18 protein-coding genes are annotated in these 19,586 nt (G+C 68.3%); 6 read left to right on the top strand and 12 right to left on the bottom strand.

The window, feature by feature from the left end:
• Positions 1-40: 40 nt before the first annotated feature.
• The 4 genes from ACOYR3_RS17065 to ACOYR3_RS17080 all read right to left on the bottom strand — a co-directional run bounded on the left by ACOYR3_RS17065 (position 41) and on the right by ACOYR3_RS17080 (position 3,036).
• Complete coding sequence (locus tag ACOYR3_RS17065; RefSeq protein ID WP_422843510.1) at positions 41-1,018, bottom strand: beta-ketoacyl-ACP synthase III; 978 nt, start codon at positions 1,016-1,018, stop codon at positions 41-43.
• A gap of 19 nt (positions 1,019-1,037) precedes the next feature.
• A complete protein-coding gene (gene plsX / locus ACOYR3_RS17070; protein ID WP_422843511.1) occupies positions 1,038-2,072 on the bottom strand; it encodes a phosphate acyltransferase PlsX in 1,035 nt (344 codons plus the stop codon).
• A gap of 108 nt (positions 2,073-2,180) precedes the next feature.
• Complete coding sequence (gene rpmF, locus ACOYR3_RS17075) at positions 2,181-2,363, bottom strand: 50S ribosomal protein L32 (RefSeq protein WP_011794326.1); 183 nt, start codon at positions 2,361-2,363, stop codon at positions 2,181-2,183.
• A gap of 121 nt (positions 2,364-2,484) precedes the next feature.
• Entirely contained in the window at positions 2,485-3,036 is a 552-nt protein-coding gene (locus ACOYR3_RS17080) for a YceD family protein (protein WP_422843512.1), read from the bottom strand.
• 25 nt (positions 3,037-3,061) lie between these two features.
• On the opposite strand from ACOYR3_RS17080, the gene ACOYR3_RS17085 reads away from it, so the two are divergent.
• A complete protein-coding gene (locus tag ACOYR3_RS17085) occupies positions 3,062-3,661 on the top strand; it encodes a Maf family nucleotide pyrophosphatase (RefSeq protein ID WP_422843513.1) in 600 nt (199 codons plus the stop codon).
• Positions 3,658-4,437 carry an SAM-dependent methyltransferase gene (locus ACOYR3_RS17090; RefSeq protein ID WP_422843514.1) on the top strand — a complete coding sequence of 260 codons (780 nt, stop codon included), beginning with the start codon at positions 3,658-3,660 and terminating at the stop codon, positions 4,435-4,437. Before ACOYR3_RS17085 ends, ACOYR3_RS17090 begins: the two co-directional genes overlap by 4 nt.
• A gap of 21 nt (positions 4,438-4,458) precedes the next feature.
• On the opposite strand, the gene ACOYR3_RS17095 is transcribed toward ACOYR3_RS17090, so the two are convergent.
• The 4 genes from ACOYR3_RS17095 to ACOYR3_RS17110 all read right to left on the bottom strand — a co-directional run bounded on the left by ACOYR3_RS17095 (position 4,459) and on the right by ACOYR3_RS17110 (position 7,725).
• Positions 4,459-5,505, bottom strand: coding sequence for a S49 family peptidase (locus ACOYR3_RS17095; protein ID WP_422843515.1), 1,047 nt, complete (start codon positions 5,503-5,505; stop codon positions 4,459-4,461).
• 91 nt (positions 5,506-5,596) lie between these two features.
• Positions 5,597-5,977, bottom strand: coding sequence for a Rieske (2Fe-2S) protein (locus ACOYR3_RS17100; RefSeq protein ID WP_422843516.1), 381 nt, complete (start codon positions 5,975-5,977; stop codon positions 5,597-5,599).
• Between the two features lie 42 nt (positions 5,978-6,019).
• A complete protein-coding gene (locus tag ACOYR3_RS17105; RefSeq protein ID WP_422843517.1) occupies positions 6,020-6,694 on the bottom strand; it encodes an HAD family hydrolase in 675 nt (224 codons plus the stop codon).
• Between the two features lie 8 nt (positions 6,695-6,702).
• A complete protein-coding gene (locus ACOYR3_RS17110; RefSeq protein ID WP_422843518.1) occupies positions 6,703-7,725 on the bottom strand; it encodes an RluA family pseudouridine synthase in 1,023 nt (340 codons plus the stop codon).
• A gap of 598 nt (positions 7,726-8,323) precedes the next feature.
• On the opposite strand from ACOYR3_RS17110, the gene ACOYR3_RS17115 reads away from it, so the two are divergent.
• From ACOYR3_RS17115 to queF, 4 genes are all read left to right on the top strand, one after another.
• Positions 8,324-11,392 (top strand): Rne/Rng family ribonuclease, encoded by a 3,069-nt coding sequence (locus ACOYR3_RS17115; RefSeq protein WP_422843519.1) that lies wholly within the window; start codon positions 8,324-8,326, stop codon positions 11,390-11,392.
• 228 nt (positions 11,393-11,620) lie between these two features.
• Positions 11,621-12,406 (top strand): peroxide stress protein YaaA, encoded by a 786-nt coding sequence (yaaA, locus tag ACOYR3_RS17120; RefSeq protein WP_422843520.1) that lies wholly within the window; start codon positions 11,621-11,623, stop codon positions 12,404-12,406.
• Between the two features lie 35 nt (positions 12,407-12,441).
• Positions 12,442-13,350, top strand: a complete 909-nt coding sequence (locus ACOYR3_RS17125) for a 2OG-Fe(II) oxygenase (protein ID WP_422843521.1) — start codon at positions 12,442-12,444, stop codon at positions 13,348-13,350.
• 55 nt (positions 13,351-13,405) lie between these two features.
• Entirely contained in the window at positions 13,406-14,251 is an 846-nt protein-coding gene (gene queF / locus ACOYR3_RS17130) for an NADPH-dependent 7-cyano-7-deazaguanine reductase QueF (RefSeq protein ID WP_422843522.1), read from the top strand.
• Positions 14,252-14,314: 63 nt separating this feature from the next.
• On the opposite strand, the gene ACOYR3_RS17135 is transcribed toward queF, so the two are convergent.
• The 4 genes from ACOYR3_RS17135 to ACOYR3_RS17150 form a co-directional block, all read right to left on the bottom strand.
• Positions 14,315-15,883 (bottom strand): methyl-accepting chemotaxis protein, encoded by a 1,569-nt coding sequence (locus tag ACOYR3_RS17135; protein ID WP_422843523.1) that lies wholly within the window; start codon positions 15,881-15,883, stop codon positions 14,315-14,317.
• Between the two features lie 204 nt (positions 15,884-16,087).
• Positions 16,088-16,387: a hypothetical protein gene (locus ACOYR3_RS17140; protein WP_422843524.1), complete on the bottom strand. Its 300-nt coding sequence runs from the start codon at positions 16,385-16,387 to the stop codon at positions 16,088-16,090.
• 99 nt (positions 16,388-16,486) lie between these two features.
• The gene (locus ACOYR3_RS17145; RefSeq protein ID WP_422843525.1) at positions 16,487-18,046 is read right to left on the bottom strand and encodes a methyl-accepting chemotaxis protein; all 1,560 of its coding nucleotides are present in this window, start codon (positions 18,044-18,046) and stop codon (positions 16,487-16,489) included.
• A 125-nt stretch (positions 18,047-18,171) separates the two neighbouring features.
• Positions 18,172-19,383 carry a Y-family DNA polymerase gene (locus ACOYR3_RS17150; protein ID WP_422846612.1) on the bottom strand — a complete coding sequence of 404 codons (1,212 nt, stop codon included), beginning with the start codon at positions 19,381-19,383 and terminating at the stop codon, positions 18,172-18,174.
• Positions 19,384-19,586 lie beyond the last annotated feature (203 nt).

Genomic DNA, 19,586 nt, shown 5'->3' on the forward strand with positions numbered 1-19,586 from the left:
TAAAAACTGGCTCCAGCGCTTGCCCAGCAAGCGCAGCCAGCTACAACTTCAGGAGCACGGCGCCCCAGGTGAACCCGCCGCCCACGCCTTCGAGCAGCAAGGTCTGGCCCGGCTGGACCTGGCCTGTGCGCACCGCATGGTCCAGCGCCAGCGGAATCGAGGCGGCAGACGTGTTGCCATGCTGGTCCACCGTCACCACCACCTTGTCCATGGGCAGCTTGAGCTTGCGCGCGGTGCCTTGCATGATGCGGATGTTGGCCTGGTGCGGGATGAGCCAGTCGATGTCGGACTCTTTCAGCCCGGCCTTTTCCAGCACCGCATGGGCGGCCTTTTCCAGCACCCCGACCGCCAGCTTGAAGACCGCCTGGCCGTCCATCTTGAGCAAGGGGTCGCCCAGCACCTGGCCGCCAGAGACACTGCCAGGGACGCACAGGATGTCGACGTGCTTGCCATCGGCATGCAGGTCGCTGGAGAGAATGCCGGGCGTGTCCGAGGCCTCGAGCACCACAGCGCCCGCGCCGTCGCCGAACAGCACGCAGGTGGTGCGGTCGTTGAAATCCAGAATCCGGCTGAACACCTCGGAGCCCACGACCAGTGCGCGCCGTGCCGCGCCCGACTGGATCATGGCATCGGCCACCGTCAGGGCATAAATGAAGCCGCTGCACACGGCCTGGACATCGAACGCCGGGCAGCCGTTGGCCCCCAGCTTGTTCTGCAGGATGCAGGCCGCCGAAGGAAACACCATGTCGGGCGTCGAGGTCGCCACGATGATCAGGTCGATATCGGTCGGTGCGAGCCCCGCTGCCTGCAGGGCATTGCGGGCAGCCTCCACGCCCAGGTCGCTGCAAGCGACGTCAGGGGCCGCGAAGTGGCGCGCACGGATGCCGGTGCGCTCCACAATCCACTCGTCCGAGGTTTCAATGCCGCGCTGGCCCAGTTCATCTACCAGATCAGCGTTGGTCAACCGGCGCGGTGGCAGGTAGCTGCCAGTGCCGGTAATGCGGGAGTAGCGTCTCATCAATGTGTGATCGTCGCCGCTACGCGGACCGGGACTGGGCATCGGAGGGCGCCAGAAGCGGCGCCGCGTGCGCAATCCGGCTCCGGACGCGGTCGAGCAGGTTGTTGCGGGCTGCATCATACGCCCGGTTCAACGCCTGCTCGAATGCCAGCGCGTCGGCCGAGCCATGGCTCTTGAACACCAGCCCGCGCAGCCCCAGCAGGGCCGCGCCGTTGTAGCGCCGGTAGTCCATGCGCTTCATCAGGGCCTTTAGGATCGGATACGCGACGATGGCAGCGGTTTTTGTCAAGATGTTGCGCGAAAACTCCGTTTTAAGCGCGCCGATGATCATCGAAGCCACCCCTTCGCTGGCCTTCAATGCCACGTTGCCCACAAAGCCGTCACAGACGACGATGTCCACGGTGCCCTTGAAGATGTCGTTGCCCTCGACGTTGCCGAAGAAGTTCAGATCACCCGCGTTGCCAGCAGATCGCAGGAGTTCACCCGCCTTCTTGATGACTTCGCTGCCCTTGATGACTTCCTCGCCAATGTTCAGCAAGCCTACCGTGGGCTCGCCGCCGTTCTGCAGCGCCGACACCAGGGCGGAGCCCATCACCGCAAACTGCAGCAGGTGCTCTGCCGAGCAATCGACGTTGGCCCCCAGGTCCAGCACCGTGGTGGCGCCGCCGACGGCGTTGGGCATCTGCGTGGCGATGGCCGGACGGTCGATCCCATCCAGGGTCTTGAGCAGGTAGCGGGCGATGGCCATCAGCGCGCCCGTGTTGCCTGCCGACACCGCCGCCAGGGCGGCGCCATCCTTGACCTGCTGGATGGCCACCCGCATGGAGGAGTCCTTTTTCTTGCGCAGGGCGACTTCCACGGGATCGTCCATGGCCACGACTTCCGAGGCAGGGACGACCGTGGCGCGCTCGTGCGCAAAGGACTGCAGGCTGTCAGCCAGGCCAACCAGCAGCAGCCGGGCATCGGGGTGGTTCTCAAGGAACTGGCGGCACGCCGCGAGCGTGACGCGGGGGCCATGGTCGCCCCCCATGCAGTCAACAGCCAGTGTGATCATGGGCGACTAGTCTGGCCGGCCTTGGCGGCCGGAGGGTCAAATGCAATAACCAAAACAAAGGCCCGCGCTACGGTTTCAGTAGCAGCGGGCCTGCGGGTGGCGGGAAGGTCAGGCTTCGGACTTGTTCTTCAGCACTTGACGGCCACGGTAGAAGCCGTTGGGGCTGATGTGGTGGCGCAGGTGGGTTTCACCCGTGGTGGGTTCCACGGCAATGCCCGGCACCGTCAGGGCATTGTGCGAGCGGTGCATGCCGCGCTTGGAGGGAGACTTTTTGTTTTGCTGAACGGCCATGATGGCTCCTGGTCTTGAATAGGTTGGTAAAAACGCGATCAGCCCATTAAAGACACGAGGGGGATTCGCGCGAAGCCCTCGATTATAGCCTAAACGCTTTGCAGGGCTTCTATATCCCTGTTCACGAGGGCTTGCCGCCCTTTTGCAAGGCTGCCAGCGCCGCGAAAGGGTTGGGCTTCTGGGCGCTGGCTTCCTCGAAATCCTCGTCCGACGACGACAGCGCAACCGTGGTCGGACACTCGTCGTGCTTGGGCACCACGGGCAAGGCCATCAGCAGTTCGTCCTCGATCAGCTCGCGCAGATCGAATTCGCGGCTCATGGCCAGCAGGTCTTCTTCGCTTTCATCGTCCAGGGCCTCGGCCGTGGCCTCGTCGGCCACGAAGCGGAACCCGCGGTCCACTTCCAGCGGGACATCGACGGGCGTCAGGCACCGCTGGCACTCCATCGGGAAGCTGGCCCGCACCTTGAGGTGCAGCCACACCTGCCCCATGCCACCCAGCACAGTGCGCACCTCGCCCACCGCCTCCCAGTCCACCATCAAGTCGGGGTGCAGTCCCTTCGCCTCCTGGGCCAGCCGCTCATACTTGAGCAGCGAGTCGTGGCCCGACAGCCGACCGCCCGCCTGTGCGAAGGCTTTCACGTCCAGGCGCTGCGGGGAGAATTCCTTGGTCATGGCGGCAGTGTAAGAGAATCGGCGGATGCTTCAATCCCCTTCCCCGCAACGCCCTGTGGTATTGGGCTCCACCTCCCGTTACCGGCGCGAATTGCTCCAGCGATTGAACCTTCCGTTCGAAGTGGCCGCCCCCGCGGTGGACGAAACGCCGCAGCCTGGCGAGGCGCCCCGCGTACTCGCCCTGCGCCTGGCCCTGGCCAAGGCGCGCGCGGTGGCCGAGCAGCATCCGGATTCCATCGTGATCGGTTCCGACCAGGTGGCCGACCTGGACGGCGCCCCCCTGGGCAAGCCGGGCCACCATGCACGCGCCGTGCAGCAGTTGCAGCAGATGCGCGGCCGGACGGTGGTCTTCCAGACGGCCGTGGCCGTGGTGTGCAGCGCCACAGGCTTCGAGCAGGTCGATCTGTCGCCGGTGGAAGTGCGCTTTCGCGCCCTGGATGACGGCGAGATCGAACGCTACCTGCGCGCCGAGCAGCCTTACGACTGTGCAGGCAGCGCCAAGAGCGAGGGCCTGGGCATTGCGCTGCTGGACGCCATCCACAGCGACGACCCGACGGCCCTCATCGGCCTGCCGCTGATCCGCACCTGCCGCATGCTGCGCGCTGCAGGGTTGGTGCTGCCATGAGCGCGCCGCAGCCCGGCACGCTGTACCTGGTGCCCGCTCCGCTGGACTTCGGCTGCGACGTCCAGGCGCCCTTGCAGGACGCATTGCCGGCCGGCACCCTGCAAGCGGCAGCCCGGCTCACGCACTGGATTTGCGAGAACGCCAAGAGCACCCGCGCCTACCTCAAGCGCGTGGACGCCCTCTACCCGCTGGCCGTACCACTGCAGCAACAGCAGATCACCGAACTCCCCCGGGAGGTCCACAAGAAGGGGGACCACGGCGGCAAGGGGGCGGCGCCGTTTGACGCCAAGCCCTTGCTGGCCGCCGCCCTGGCGGGCCAGGACGTGGGGCTGGTCAGCGAAGCGGGCATGCCGGCGGTGGCCGATCCCGGCTCTTCCGTGGTGCGCGCGGCCCACGACCTGGGGATTGCGGTGGCGCCCCTGGTGGGGCCGGTGTCGTTGCTGCTGGCGCTGGCCGCCAGCGGAATGAACGGGCAAAACTTTGCGTTCACCGGCTATCTGCCGCAGGACGGTACGGAGCGCAGCCAGCGCATCCGGGAGCTGGAAGCGCTGGCATTGAGGTCGGGCCAGACCCAGCTTTTCATCGAGACGCCCTACCGCAACGCAGCCCTGTGGCAGGCCCTGGTGCAGACGCTGCAGCCCGCCACACGGCTGGCGCTCGCCAGCGGGCTGACCCTGCCCACCGCACGCATCCAGAGCCGGACGGTAAGCCAGTGGCGCCAGCAGCCGAGCGCACCGGACAACCGCACGCCCGTGGTGTTTGCCCTGGGCCGCTGACGCACCTCCTGTGCGCAGCGCTCAGCGCAGCTGGGGTCCGGCCAGCGAGATCGACTTGACGGCGCCCACGCCGATGGCCGCGCCGAAGCGCTTGACCAGGCGCTCGGCCACGTTGTCGCGGCGGGTGTAGTCGATGATGTCCTCGGCCTTGACCACTTCGCGCGCAACATAGTCCAGGCTGCCCAGCTTGTCGGCCAGGCCCATCTCCACGGCCTGCTGGCCGGTCCAGAACAGGCCGCTGAAGGTCTCGGCGGTGGGCTTGAGGCGGTCGCCCCGGCCGGCCTTCACCACGGCGATGAATTGCTGGTGGATCTGGTCGAGCATGGTCTGCGCATAGGCGCGCTGCTTTTCGGTCTGGGGGCTGAAGGGGTCAAGAAAGCCCTTGTTTTCGCCCGCCGTGAGCAATCGGCGCTCCACACCGAGCTTTTCCATGGTGCCCGTGAAGCCAAAACCGTCCATCAGCACGCCGATGCTGCCCACGATGCTGGCCTTGTCCACATAGATGTCGTCGGCCGCCGCCGCGATGTAGTACGCGGCCGAGGCGCAGGTTTCCTCCACGACGGCGTAGATGGGCTTGTTGTGCTTGGCCTTCAGGCGCACGATCTCGTCGTTGATGATGCCGGCCTGCACAGGGCTGCCGCCGGGCGAATTGATGAGCAGCACCAAGGCCTGGGAGCCCTCGTCCTCCAGCGCGCTGCGCATGGCGGCCACCACGAACTCGGCGCTCGCCTCGGCGCCGCTGGCGATCTCGCCCTTGATGTCCACCACCGCCGTGTGGGGCGTGCTGGTGCTGGTGCTGGGCGACGCCTGGCGCAGGGCGGCAAAGGCAATGGCGGCGATCAGCACCAGCCAGGCCAGACGGAAAAATATCTTCCAGCGGCGGGCGCTGCGCTGTTCGTTGAGGGCGGAAAAAGCCAGCCGTTCCAGCGTGGCGCGTTCCCAGCCGGGTTCACGCAGGGGTTCGTTCACAGATGCTCCTGAATTTGTAGCTGCTTGCGCCCACAGATCGGGCGTTGCGTCGGTTTTCGGGTCATTGCCCGGAGAGCCGGGCGATTGCGGATCGGTCATGGCATGCGTCCTGGCGCGGCATGGGACCGTGCGGCGGGGCGCAACACGGGGCGCCGGGGCGACGGGACATGCAGGTCGTTCATCGAAATTCTCAAAACTCTACGGGGTGCAGGTTGTCGGCAGTATGCCAGTGCACTACGCCGTCGCTTTCCGACAACGCAATTTTCACCAGTCCACCCCGGCAGGGCCCGCCCGCACACTGGCCCGTGCTGGGCTGGTAGGCCGCCCCATGCGTTGCGCACAACAGCCAGCGGCCGGAATCATCAAAGATGCGGCCCGGCTGGTAATCCATCTCCATCGGGACATGGGTGCAGCGGTTCAGGTAGGCATGGGCCACGCCCTGGTAGCGGATGGCAAAGGCCCTGCAGTGCTGGCCGGCATACACCACGTCGAACCCGACGGCCAGCCCGCCGTCGATCAGATCCTGGCTGGCGCACAGTGCAATGGCCTGCGCGGGAGAGGCGGCGGTCATGTGCGGGGGTGCTCCGGGGCCGCCATGCCAAGGAAAGCTGCCTCAGCCATGCTGCGCCAGCCAGTCGTGCAGTGCCTGCACCGAATGGGCGACATACAGCGGCTGCAGCGCGTGGAAGACCTCGGGCTCGTGCGCACCGTAGCTCACCGCCACGCTGGCACAGCCTGCGTTGAGGGCCATCTGCAGGTCGTGCGTGGTGTCGCCCACCATCAGCAGCCGCTCGGGCGGCACGTCAAATTCGGCCATCAGTTCCTGCAGCATGAGGGGATGCGGCTTGCCCGCCGTCTGGTCGGCCGTGCGCGATCCGTCAAACACCCCCTTGAGCTGCACCGAGTGCAGCGCCTCGTCCAGGCCGCGGCGGCTTTTGCCCGTGGCCACGGCGAGCAGGTGGCCGCGCTCGCGCAGATCGGCCAGCAAGGGCAGCACGCCGTCAAACAGGCTCAGGTCGTCCTGGTGCTGCAGGTAGTGAAAGCGGTAGCGCTGGCCCAGTTCAGGGTACTTTTCAGGCGAAACGTCGGGTGCGGCGTGCGCCAGGGCCTGCATGAGGCCCATGCCGATCACGTAGGCCGCCTCCTTGTCGGTGGGCACGGTGCCGCCCACGTCGCGCACGGCCGCCTGGATGCAGCGCACGATGATGGCGGTGGAGTCGAACAAGGTGCCGTCCCAGTCAAAGGCGATGAGATCGAAGCGGCGGGGACGGAAGCTGGAGGCGGGCATGGAAGCAATCACGCCCTGTCGGGCGGCGGTGTCACGAAATCGGCCAGTTCGGGCGGCAGTTCGGCACGCAGCTCGATCCGGTCGCCCGACGCGGGGTGGTTGAACTGTAACCGCCAGGCGTGCAGAAACATGCGCTTCATCCCCAGCTTCTGCAGGCGTTTGTTGAGGTCGAAGTCGCCGTACTTGTCGTCCCCCACGATGGGATGGCCCTGGCTGGCCAGGTGCACGCGGATCTGGTGGGTGCGGCCGGTCTTGATGGTCACCTCCAGCAGCGTCATCGCGGGCAGGCCCTGCTGCGGCCGCGCCGCCACCGTGCTGCGCACCTTGACCAAGGTGATGGAGCGCATGCCGTCCGGGTCGTCGGCGGTGGTCACGCGCACGCGGCGCTCACCGTCGGCCTGCAGGTACTTGTGCAGGGGCAGGTCGATGACCTTCTTGCTGGCGGGCCAGGTGCCGGTGACCAGCGCCAGGTACGTTTTGCCGGTCTCCCGCTCGCGGAACTGGTCCTGCAGGTGGGTGAGCGCCGAGCGCTTCTTGGCCACCAGCAGGATGCCGGAGGTCTCGCGGTCCAGGCGGTGCACCAGCTCCAGGAACTTCGCGGCAGGCCGCGCCTGGCGCAGTTGCTCGATCACGCCAAAGCTCACGCCGCTGCCGCCGTGCACGGCCGTGCCGGCCGGCTTGTCCAGGGCGATGAGGTGCTCGTCCTCCCGCAGGATCGGAAACTCCCGCGCGGGAGCCGGCCGCTCGGCCTTTTCGGCCACCTTTTCAGAAATGCGCACGGGCGGCAGGCGCACTTGGTCGCCCGCCTCCACCCGCGTGTCGGCGCTGGCGCGTCCCTTGTTGATGCGCACTTCGCCGCTGCGGATGATGCGGTAGACGTGCGTTTTTGGCACACCTTTGAGGTGGCGTATCAAAAAGTTATCGAGCCGCTGGCCTGCAGAATCGGCGTCGACCTCCACGGTGCGGGCTGCCGCAGGGCTTGCCGCCGCAGTAAGGGCAGATGGCGGTTTGGCCCCTATAATGTGTTTCACCTGTGCGTTGTTATGTAAGTGGTTGATTTGTCTGGAGTTTAGTCCACACGGCCCGACATCTCGCGCAGGCAGGTCGATGCCAGCGGGCGTCGCGCGCGCAGATTGCAGGCCAGATGCCTGCAGTGGCCCGTGCGCCGTTCGGCGGGCTGACAGATTGAAACACTGATACGGAATCCTCCAAGCTGGCAGAGGCACCCTACCCGGATGCCGCCTGCCAGCGGATCAAAGCGAGCATGTGGTTGTTGATGGCATGGATGATGACCTTGTGGCGAGGGCTGCTGCCCGCGGCTGCATGCTCCAATCCGCCTGCAACGCCCAGCCAGCAAGCGCAACCAGCTACTCTTTTGCTAGCAAAACTGCGCTCCTACCACTCGCCCCCATCCACGCGCCCCTGCCTTCCATTGCTGCGCTAGAGCGCGGCAAATCCCAGGCATCCCCGGCAATTCCCTTCGTTTCGATGCGTCAGTCCAGGCATTCACAGCTCCTGTAGAGCTTGTTGTATGGGTTTGGAAACAGCGGGCACTGCGGCCCGCGCTCCCCGGTTTCACCGGGTGGCGCAGCTGCTGGCCCGCGACACACTGATCGAAGGAATCGCATCATGAAGCGGATGCTCATCAACGCCACGCAGCCCGAAGAGCGGCGCCTGGCCATCGTCGACGGACAAAAGCTCCTCGACTACGAAATCGAGATCGAAGGACGCGAGCAGCGCAAGGGCAACATCTACAAGGCCGTGGTCACGCGCGTCGAGCCCTCGCTGGAAGCCTGCTTCGTCGACTACGGCGAAGACCGCCACGGCTTCCTGCCGTTCAAGGAAATCTCGCGCCAGTACTTCGCCCCCGGCGTCTCGCCCAGCCAGGCGCGCATCAACGAAGTCATCAAGGAAGGCCAGGAGCTGCTCGTCCAGGTCGAGAAGGAAGAGCGCGGCAACAAGGGCGCGGCCCTGACCACCTTCATCAGCCTGGCCGGCCGCTATGTGGTGCTGATGCCCAACAACCCCCGTGGCGGCGGCGTGTCGCGCCGCATCGAGGGCGAGGACCGCGCCGAGCTCAAGGAGGCGATGGACCAGCTCGAATACCCCAACGGGATGAGCATCATCGCCCGCACGGCCGGCATCGGCCGCAGCGCCCCCGAGCTGCAGTGGGACCTGAACTACCTGCTCAAGCTGTGGAACGCCATCGACGGCGCCGCCAAGGGCGGCAAGGGCGCCTTCCTGATCTACCAGGAATCGTCGCTCGTCATCCGCGCGATCCGCGACTATTTCAACAACGACATCGGTGACATCCTCATCGATACCGACGACATCTACGAACAGGCGCAGCAGTTCATGGCGCACGTCATGCCCGAGCATGCCGCCCGCGTGAAGCGCTACCGCGACGACGCCGCCCTGTTCAGCCGCTTCCAGATCGAGCACCAGATCGAGTCGGCCTATGCCCGCACCGTGCAGCTGCCCTCGGGCGGCGCCATCGTGATCGACCACACCGAGGCGCTGGTCAGCGTGGACGTGAACTCGGCCCGCGCCATCAAGGGCGGCGACATCGAGGAAACCGCCACCCGCACCAACCTGGAAGCCGCCGACGAAGTGGCCCGCCAGATGCGCCTGCGCGACCTGGGCGGCCTGATCGTGATCGACTTCATCGACATGGAAGAGTCGAAGAACCGCCGCGAAGTGGAAAACCGCCTGCGCGACGCCCTGCGCCAGGACCGCGCCCGCGTGCAGTTCGGCACTATCAGCAAATTCGGCCTCATGGAAATGAGCCGCCAGCGCCTGAAGCCCGCGCTGTCCGAAGGCTCGTCCATCCCCTGCCCCCGCTGCGGCGGCTCCGGCCACATCCGCGACACCGAATCGTCGGCGCTGCAGATCCTGCGCATCATTCAAGAAGAATCGATGAAGGACAACACCGCCGCCGTGCACTGCCAGGTGCCGGTGGAAGTGGCCTCGTTCCTGCTGAACGAAAAGCGCACCGAGATCGCCAAGATCGAACTCAAGCAGCGCGTGGCCGTGCTGATGGTGCCCAACAAGACGCTGGAAACCCCCAACTACCGCCTGGAACGCCTCAAGCACGACGACCCGCGCCTGGACCACATCGAGGCCAGCTACAAGCTTGCCGAAGAAGTGGAAGACCCCACGGCCGTGACGCGCCGCTCGCAAGAGCCCACCAACAAACAGACGCCGGTGATCAAGGGCGTGCTGCCCGACGCACCCGCACCGGTGGCCGAGCCCCGGCCCGAGGGCGCGCCCCGCCCCCAGCGCACGGGCCAGCCGCAGCGCGGCGCCGCCGCCCCGGCTGCCGTGCCCGCACCGGCCCCGGCAGCCGCTGCGCCGGCAGCGGCTGCGCAGGAACAGGGCTTCTTTGCCTGGCTCAAGAGCCTGTTCGGCTTCGGCGGCGCCCCGGCGGCCGCAACCCCCGCGGCATCTCCGGCCCCTGCAGCAGCCCCGGCGGAAGCCGCCGGCCGCGCAGAACCCCGCCGTGAAGGCCGCAATGGCGAAGGCCGCGGCCGCCGCGGTGGCCGTGATGGCAACCGCGAAGGCCAGCAGCGCGACGGCGCCCCGCGCGAGGGCGCGGCAGAAGGCCGCAACCGCCGCGGCGAACGCTCCGCAGAAGGCCGTGCACCCCGCGACGGTGACAACCGCACCCCACGCGACGGCGAACGCCGCACCGAAGGCGAAGGCCGCGAGCCCCGCCCAGGCCGGGAGGGCGGCGGCCGAGGCCGCCGCGAAGCCGAGGCGCGCCAGCAAAACACCGGCTTGAACGGTGACGCCGCCCCCTCCGCAGCAGACGGCAGCACCACGGCCGACGGCGCACCAGCCGCCCAGGCCCGGGGCGAACGCGGCCCGCGCCGCGAGCGCGGCAACCGCGGCGAGCGCGCAGAGCGTCCGCAGCGCGCCACCGAAGGCGCAGAGGGCATGGCAGCAGCAGCGCCGGTTGCGGCGCCCGCGTCCGCCGGCGGCGACTTTGCTGATACGGCCCCCCTGGCCTCGCTGCCCGACCTGGACCTGACCGGCAACGACGCGCCCGCCGGCAACGGCAACGGCGCGCCCGCAGCCGACGAGCAGCGCCGCGAGCGCCGCTCGCGCGACCGCTACGGCCGTGACCGCCGCGAACGTGGCGAGCGGGGTGCCCGCGAAGGCGGTGCAGACGCCGCCGCACCGGCCATGCTGGACTTCGACGTCACGCAGGTCGCGCCCGCCACCGCCCAGGAGACCCAAGAACCGGTGCGCCGCAGCTACTTCAGCGCCCCGGCCGCCGACGACAGCCGGCCCCAGGCCGCCAGCGAAGCCGCGCCTGCGCACGCCGCCCCGGCGGAGCCCGCTGCGGCAGCGCCCGCGGCAGTGGCAGTGGCCCCAGTGCCCGCCGCCGCCCCCGTCGCGCCCGCCCCTGCGGCTGCGGCAACCGCTGCGGCGCCCGGCCTGCCCCGCGTCCAGCCGTTCACCCTGCCGGTGGACGACCTGCACCAGGTGGCCACGGCGTCGGGCCTGCAGTGGGTGAACTCCGATGCCGACAAGGTGGCTTCCGTGCAGGCCGCGATCGCTGCAGAACCCGCGCCCGTGCGCGTGCCGCGCGAGCGGCCGCCGGTGGTGGTGGTGGACGAAGGCCCGCTGGTGCTGGTGGAAACCCGCCGCGACCTCGCTGCGATGAAGCTGCCGTTTGAGCAGCCTTCCGCCTGACGCCGCAGGCCGGGGCCGGCGCCAGCCTGCCCCGGCAACGCGTGGCACATGACCCAAGGGTGGCCCAGCGCCACCCTTTTGCATTCAGCACGCACAGGTGCGCGCCCGGCCATCCCGCCGCGCCCCGGCGCTGCACCCGCGATGCCGGTATCCTTGCGCGCGCGCCGGCGCCCCCGGCCGGCGCCTGTGCCGCACCGTGCTTTCTTTCGTCTTCCAGCCTGCCTGCCCATGCTGTTCCTGCTGTCCCCCGCCAAATCGCTTGACTACGACACGCCCGTGCCCGAAGGCCTGCCGCACACCACGCCGCAGTTCATACCGCAATCGGCCGCGCTCATCGACGTGCTGCGCGCCCAGTCGCCCCAGCAGATTGCGTCGCTGATGGAGCTCAGCGACAAGCTCGCGGCGCTCAACGTGGCGCGCTACCAGGCCTGGCGCCCCCGCTTCACCGCCAGCAACTCGCGCCAGGCCGTCCTGGCCTTCAACGGCGACGTGTACGAAGGGCTGGACGCCCGCACGCTGCAGGCGCCCGACCTGGAGTGGGCGCAAGGCCACGTGCTCATCCTCAGCGGCCTCTACGGCGTGCTGCGCCCCCTGGACCGGATGCAGCCGTACCGGCTGGAAATGGGCACGCGCCTGGCCACGCCGGGCGGCAGCAACCTGTACGAGTACTGGGGCAGCCAGATTGCGGAGCACCTCAACGCCCGCCTGCGCGCCGACAAGACGCCCGTGGTGGTGAATCTCGCCTCGCAGGAATACTTCAAGGCGGTGGACCGCCGCGCCCTCCAGGCCCGCGTGGTCGACTGCGTGTTCGAGGACTGGAAGGGCGGCAGCTACAAGATCATCAGCTTCTACGCCAAGCGTGCGCGCGGCCTGATGGCGCGCTACGCCATCACCCGCCGCGTCGCCACGCCCCGCCAGCTTGAGGGGTTTGACCTGGACGGCTATGCCCTGGCCCCGGCATCATCCAGCCCCGAGCGCCTGGTATTCCGGCGCAAGGCCGCCGCGACAGCGTAGGCTTGCAACCCTTTTGTTCACGTCCGAGGACCGCCATGGCATCGCAACCCGACCACGACTTGGCCTCCGCCACCGCAGCGCAGCGCAACGGCGCCGCACGGCAGGCCGTCACGCCCGAACTGCGCCGCTGGATCATCGAACAGGCCCAGGCGGGCTACGCCGCCCCGGTGGTCCTGCAGTCGATGCGCGACGCGGGCTGGGACGAGGACGTGGCCGCCGAGGCGATGGAGATCACGCTGCAAGACCACCTCAATGCCGTGGCCCTGCAGCAGGGCCAGCCTCTGGCGGTGCCGGTGCCTGAGCCGCATCTGGACGATGCCCCCGCGCGGGTGGACTGCGGCGACCGCACCGTGAACGTGCTGCTGACGCTGGCACGGCCGCGCATTGTGGTGTTCGGCAACCTGCTGTCGGACGAGGAATGCGACGCGCTCATTGCCGCGGCACGCCCGCGCATGGCCCGCTCGCTCACGGTGGCCACCAAGACCGGCGGCGAGGAGGTCAATGACGACCGCACCAGCGACGGCATGTTCTTCCAGCGCGGCGAGAGCCCCGTGATCCAGCGCATCGAGGCGCGCATTGCCCGCTTGCTGAACTGGCCGGTGGAGAACGGGGAGGGCGTGCAGGTGCTGCACTACCGGCCCGGCGCCGAGTACAAGCCGCACTATGACTACTTCGACCCGGCCGAGCCCGGCACGCCCACCATCGTCCAGCGCGGCGGGCAGCGCGTGGGCACGCTGGTGATGTACCTGAACACGCCGGAAAAAGGCGGCGGCACCACCTTTCCCGACGTGCACCTGGAGGTGGCGCCCCAGCGCGGCAACGCGGTGTTCTTCAGCTACGAACGCCCGCACCCCTCCACGCGCACCCTGCACGGCGGCGCCCCGGTGATCGCCGGCGAAAAGTGGATCGCCACCAAATGGCTGCGCGAACGAGAATTCAAGTAAAAACAGGCTCTGGCGCTTATGCAGCAAGCGCAAGCAGCTATATATTTAATAGCAAATGAACACCCCAGAACAATCCCAGCTCGGCAAGGCGTCCGCCTATGTGGACCAGTACGACGCATCGCTGCTGTTCCCGATCCCCCGCGCGGGCAAGCGCGCCGAGATCGGCATCACCGCCGCCCCGCCCTTCTTTGGCGCCGACCTGTGGACAGCGTTCGAGCTGTCGTGGCTGAACCTGCGCGGCAAGCCGCAGGTGGCGCTGGCGCACATCACCGTGCCGTGCGAGACGCCCAACATCGTGGAAAGCAAGTCGTTCAAGCTCTACCTCAACAGCTTCAACAACACCCGCTTTGCCGACGCCGCCGAGGTGCAGGCCCGCATCCGCGCCGACATCAGCGAAGCGGTGTGGCGCGGCGCGGAGCATCCGGCCACGGTGGGCGTGAAACTCATCAGTCCCGAGCTGTTCGACCAGGAGCCCGTGCACGAGCTGGACGGCCTGAGCCTGGACCGGCTGGACGTGGAATGCACCCGCTACCAGCCTGCGCCCGAGCTGCTGACGGCCGAGTTCAACGAGGCGCCGGTGACCGAAACACTCACCAGCAACCTGCTCAAGAGCAACTGCCTCGTCACCGGCCAGCCCGACTGGGGCAGCGTGCAGATCACCTACAGCGGCCCGCAGATCGAGCAGGCCGGGCTGCTGCAGTACCTGGTGAGCTTTCGCAACCACAACGAATTCCACGAGCAGTGCGTGGAGCGCATCTTCATGGACGTGTGGACCCGCTGCAAACCCATCAAGCTCACCGTGTACGCGCGCTACACCCGCCGCGGCGGGCTGGACATCAACCCGCTGCGCACCAGCCACCCCCAGGGGCTGCCGCGCAACGTGCGCACCGCCCGGCAGTAGCCAGGTCTCCCGCTGCCGCCCGGCGCCCCGGGGCACCCGCCGGCGCAGCGCTGGCCGGCAGCGTCAGTCGTCGCCGTGCATGTGGAACACCTGCACCGCACGCGACAGCGTCTTGGTGCGCTCGCGCAGCACCGTCACCGACGTGGCCGTCTGCTCCACCATGGTCTTGTTCTGCTGGGTGACCGTGTCGAGGCGACTCACGGCCTCGTTCACCTGCGAAATGCCGGTGGACTGCTCGCTGGTGGCGCTGGTGATCTGCGCCATGAGCGATGTGACCTGCTGCACCGACCGCTCCACGCTGGCGATGGTGGCCTGGGCCTGCGCGGCGTAGTCCGCGCCCGCGCTCACTTCCTGGGCGGATGCGCCGATCAGCGCGCGGATCTCGCGGGCAGCCTCGGCGCTGCGCCCCGCCAGGCTGCGCACTTCGGACGCCACCACGGCAAAGCCGCGGCCCTGCTCGCCCGCACGGGCGGCTTCCACCGCCGCATTGAGCGCCAGGATGTTGGTCTGGAAGGCAATGCCTTCGATCATCGTGATGATGTCCGCCATCTGCCGCGAAGACGCCTCGATGGCCTGCATGGCCCCGTTCGCGTGGCCCACGGACGCGCTGCCCTCCTGCGCGATGGCGCTGCTCTGGCGGCTTTGCTCGGCAATCTGCTGGGCCGCGTCGGCGGTCTGGCGCACGGTGCTTGCCAGTTGCTCCATCGAGGCCGCCGTTTCCTCCAGGCTCGCCGCCTGGTCCTCGGTGCGCTCCGACAGGTGGGACGCGCTGTCCGCGATGGCGGACGTGGCCTGGGCAAACACGCCGGCTTCGGCGCGCACGTCGCCGATCACCGCACGCAGGTTCACCTGCACCTGCCAGATGCGGCGGATCAGCGAGCCCAGCACATGCGGGTGGCGCCGCAGCATGCCCGACTTGAGGTTGCAGGCCGCCAGCGCGCCCGCGAATTCGTCCACCTCGTCGAGCACCCGCGCCACGCCCCAGTGAAAGGCGCCCAGCACGGCCCCGCCGCCCAGCACCCAGACGGCCACCTGCAGCCACCACGCCGCCTGCGCCGACAAGCCCAGCAAGGGGGGCACGAGTGAGGCGCCGCCCAACAGCGCCAGGCCCAGCGCGAGCCGCTGGGTCAGGGTGATGCGGTGCAGCTTGCCCAGCGCGTCGCGCCAGCCCACGTAGCGCACATGCCCCGCGTGCAGCTTGAAGGTGTGGCGCCCGCTGGCGCGCTGCTCGGCCACGCGCGCGTACAGCGCCTCGGCGGCGGCCACCTGCTCGCGCGTGGGGCGAAAGCGCACCGACATGTAGCCCACCGGCTTGCCCTGGTCCAGGATGGGCGTGACATTGGCCTCCACCCAATAGTGGTCCCCGTTGGCCCGGCGGTTCTTCACCACCCCGGTCCAGGGCCGGCCGCGGCCAATGGTGGACCACATGTCGGCAAAGGCTTCGGGCGGCATGTCCGGGTGCCGGATGAGGTTGTGCGGCTGCCCCATGAGTTCGTCGTAGGTGTAGCCGCTGACCTCGGCAAACGCCGTGTTGCAGTGGGTGATGCGGCCTTGTGCATCCGTGGTGGACACCAGCAGGGTGGTCTCGGGAAAGTGGTACTCGCGCTGGGTGACGGGGAGGTTGGTTCTCATGGAAAGGTCGGGCTTGTGGCGAGGCCTGTTACCAAGTGCAACAATAGAATCACCAAGGATACATCATTAACGGTTCTCATTCCCAGCCTCATTTGCGTTGCATCAACCAACCCGCTGTACCAGGGGCCACGCGCGGCGCGCGCGCAACAGTGCCCGGCACAGCGGCGTTTGCCCAGTGCCGGCAAGCAGCGGAAAAAGGGGGATTTACCGGGGCCGCGGGCCGGCAGAGGCGGCGCTGTCGCGCCCCGCATCCAGCCAGTCGCACCGCAGGGTGCGGCTGCGGTGGGCGCGGCGCCGCCAGGCCACATACAGGCCGGGCGCACGGATGCCCAGCAGGCTGACCGGCGCTGTCCAGGCCGGCCCAAAGGCGCACAGGGGAAACCAGCTGACCCACCCCAGGACCCAGACCGTCAGGGCCAGGTCCCAGGCGTGGTACTCCAGGGGGTGCTCCACCCTGTGCTCGACGTGCCACTGCCGGATGCGCTGCAGTTCGTTGACCGTCATGGGGGATCTCCCGGAGCGAGGGGAAAATCCACTGTAAGCTCCGCGTAAGCAGGCGTCAAGAATGCGGGGGCTCGGTTCCGCCCCGGGGCGGGACGCCCGTCAGTCCAGGCGGAACACGTCCACCGACCGGCCCAGCGACTCAGCGCTTTCCCGCAGGTCCTGGGCGGCGGCGGCGGACTCCTCGGCCAGCGCCACGTTCTGCTGGGTCACGGAGTCCAGCTGGTTCACTGCGGCGTTCACCTGGGCGATGCCCTGCGATTGCTCGGTGGTGGCATGGCTGATCTGCTGCACCAGGGAGCCCACGCGCCCCACGGCGTCGACCATGCCCTGGATGGTGGCGCCGGCATGGTCCATCTTCTGCGCGCCATCGGCAATCTGGTCCACCGTCACGCCGATCAGGCCGCTGATTTCCTTGGCCGAACTGGCCGTGCGCTGCGCGAGCGCCCGCACCTCGCCCGCCACCACGGCAAACCCGCGGCCCTGCTCGCCGGCGCGGGCGGCTTCCACCGCCGCGTTCAACGCCAGCAGGTTGGTCTGGAAGGCGATGCCTTCGATCACCCCCACGATCTCGCTGATGCGCGTGGACGACTGCCGCATCTCCTTCATGGCCTGGCCCACCTCCTCAACAGCCTGGCCGCCGCGCGTGGCAATGTCGCTGCTGTGCGCGCTCTCCTGCGACACCTTGGCGGCCGTCTCCGCCGTGTGGAGCACCGTGCTTGCCAGCTCTTCCATGGAGGCGGCGGTTTCCTGCAGGCTGCTGGCCTGGGATTCGGTGCGCCCCGACAGGTCGATGCTGCCGCGCGAGATCTCGGTGGCGGCCTGGGTGAAATGCTGCACCTCGGTGCGCACGTCGCCCACCACGGCACGCAGGTTGACCTGGGTCTGCCGCAGGCGCTGCATCAGGCCGCCCAGCGGCTGCGGGTAGTCCGTGCGCACCGCCGTGGTGAGGTTGCAGGCAGAGATGTCCGACGCAAACTGCGCCGCATCCCGCACCCCCCGCAGGATGCAGGCGTGGAACCGCCACAGCACGCCCGCCGCGCCCAGCGCCACCAGCACCAGCCGCAGCGCCGCCGCCTGCAGCCCCTGCCAGCCCAGCAGGTCGGGCACCAGGGCCAGGGCCACCAGCAACGCCATCATCAGCGCCATGCGCACCTGCAGCGGCCACTGCGCAATTCCCTGCCAGACGCCCTTGGCGCCCCGGTAGCGCACCAGCCCCCTTTCCAGCGCAAAGCTGGGCCGGCCCGCCTGTGCCTCACTGCGCATGCGGGCATAGAGGGCCTCGGCGGCCGCCACCTCGTCCGCGGCGGGCTTGGTGCGCACCGACATGTAGCCGCGCGGCTTGCCGCCTTCCAGGATGGGCGTGACATTGGCGCGCACCCAGTAGTGGTCGCCGTTCTTGCGGCGGTTCTTGACCAGCCCCGTCCACGGCTCCCCGCGGCCAATGGTGCGCCACAGGTCGCGATACGCTTCCGCCGGCATGTCGGGGTGCCGGATCAGGTTGTGCGGCTGGCCGATGAGTTCTTCGTAGCGGTACCCGCTGACACGGACGAACGCGGGGTTGCAATGGGTGATCTCGCCACGGGTGTTGGTGCTGGAAACCAGCAGTTCATCGCCGGGAAAGTCGTAGTTCTGCTGGGTCACCGGCAGGTTGATGCGCATAAAGCCCTCCTGATGCGCCCGCGAAACACAACAGGGCAGGCGCTGCGGCTTTTTTTCACCGCTTTAATGTTGATCAAGTATAAGGACAGCGCAATAAAGTACGCATTGCGGCGCGGTCGGCGCGTTCAGAACAGCGGCGCCGTGGTGCCAAGGGTTTCGGAAGGCTCCCGGCCGGTGCCCCTTGCGTTGCGCGCCAGGGGCTGCATGGCCGCCACCTCGTCCACCCGCGCCAGGCCGCTGGCCCGCACGCCCAGCAGGCGCAGGCGCTTGTCCAGCGGCACGCGCTTGAGGCACTGCCCCGCCAGCTTGCGGATGGTGGGGCCGTCGGCCGTGTAGAAGTCCACGCTGTGGTCGCGCGTGGCGATCTTGAAGTCGTCGTAGCGCAGCTTGATGCCGACAGTGCGCGCCACGTAGCCCTTGCGCTGCAAATCCTCGGCCACGCGCAGGCACAGGTCCGTGAAGATGCGCGACAGCTCGGTCCGGTCGCGCACGGCATGCAGGTCGCGGTCGAAGGTCGTCTCGCGGCTCATGCTCACAGGCTCGCTCTCGGTCACCACGGGGCTGTCGTCGCGGCCCCAGGCCACGCGGTGCATCCAGGCGCCGGTGGACTTGCCGAAGTGGCCGATGAGCCACTGCTCGTCCTGCGCGGCCAGCTGGCCGATGGTCTCGATGCCCAGCCGCGCCAGCTTCTCCCCCGCCTTGGGCCCGATGCCGTTGATCTTGCGCACGTTCAGCGGCCAGATCCTGGTCTGCAGGTCTTCCTCGTAGACGATGGAAATGCCGTTGGGCTTGTTGAACTCGCTGGCCATCTTGGCCAGCAGCCGGTTGGGCGCCACGCCGATGGAGCAGGTCAGGCCCGTCTTCTCGAAGATGCTTTTCTGGATGAGCCGCGCCAGCACGCGCCCGCCCTCGCGCTGGCCGCCGGGCACGTCGGTGAAGTCGATGTACACCTCGTCCACGCCCCGGTCCTGCATCACGGGCGCGATCTCCAGGATGGCGGCCTTGAAGGTGCGCGAATAGCGGCGCACCTCGTCAAAGTCCACCGGCAGCACGATGGCCTCGGGGCACAGCTTGGCGGCCTTCATCATGCCCATGGCCGAGCCCACGCCAAACTGCCGCGCCGGGTAGGTGGCCGTGGTGATGACGCCCCGGCCCACGTAGTCCTTCAGGCGCGGGAAGTCCTCCACCGGGATGAAGCGCCGCTCGCGCTCGCCCGTGCCGTCGGGCCCTTGCAGCAGCAGCTCGTCCACCTTGCGCCGTCCGCCGCCGATCACCACCGGCAGGCCCTTGAGCTGCGGGTAGCGCAGCAGCTCCACGGACGCGAAGAAGGCATCCATGTCCAGGTGCGCAATGCGGCGCAGGCGGCGCTCCTGCACAGCGGGGTTTTCAGCAGAGTGCTCGGGCGGGGATACGGTCACGCCCGGTATTGTGCGCGGGGGCGTGACAGGCTGCTGCCAGATGCCGTGCCCGGCAGAGCGCCCCTTATCTAAAGGCCTGCCGCTGGCGCGCAGCAACTCGATGTCGGCAGCGTTCACGCCTT

The sequence above is a fragment of the Acidovorax sp. M2(2025) genome (assembly GCF_049330835.1).
Taxonomy (GTDB): Bacteria; Pseudomonadota; Gammaproteobacteria; order Burkholderiales; family Burkholderiaceae_C; genus Acidovorax.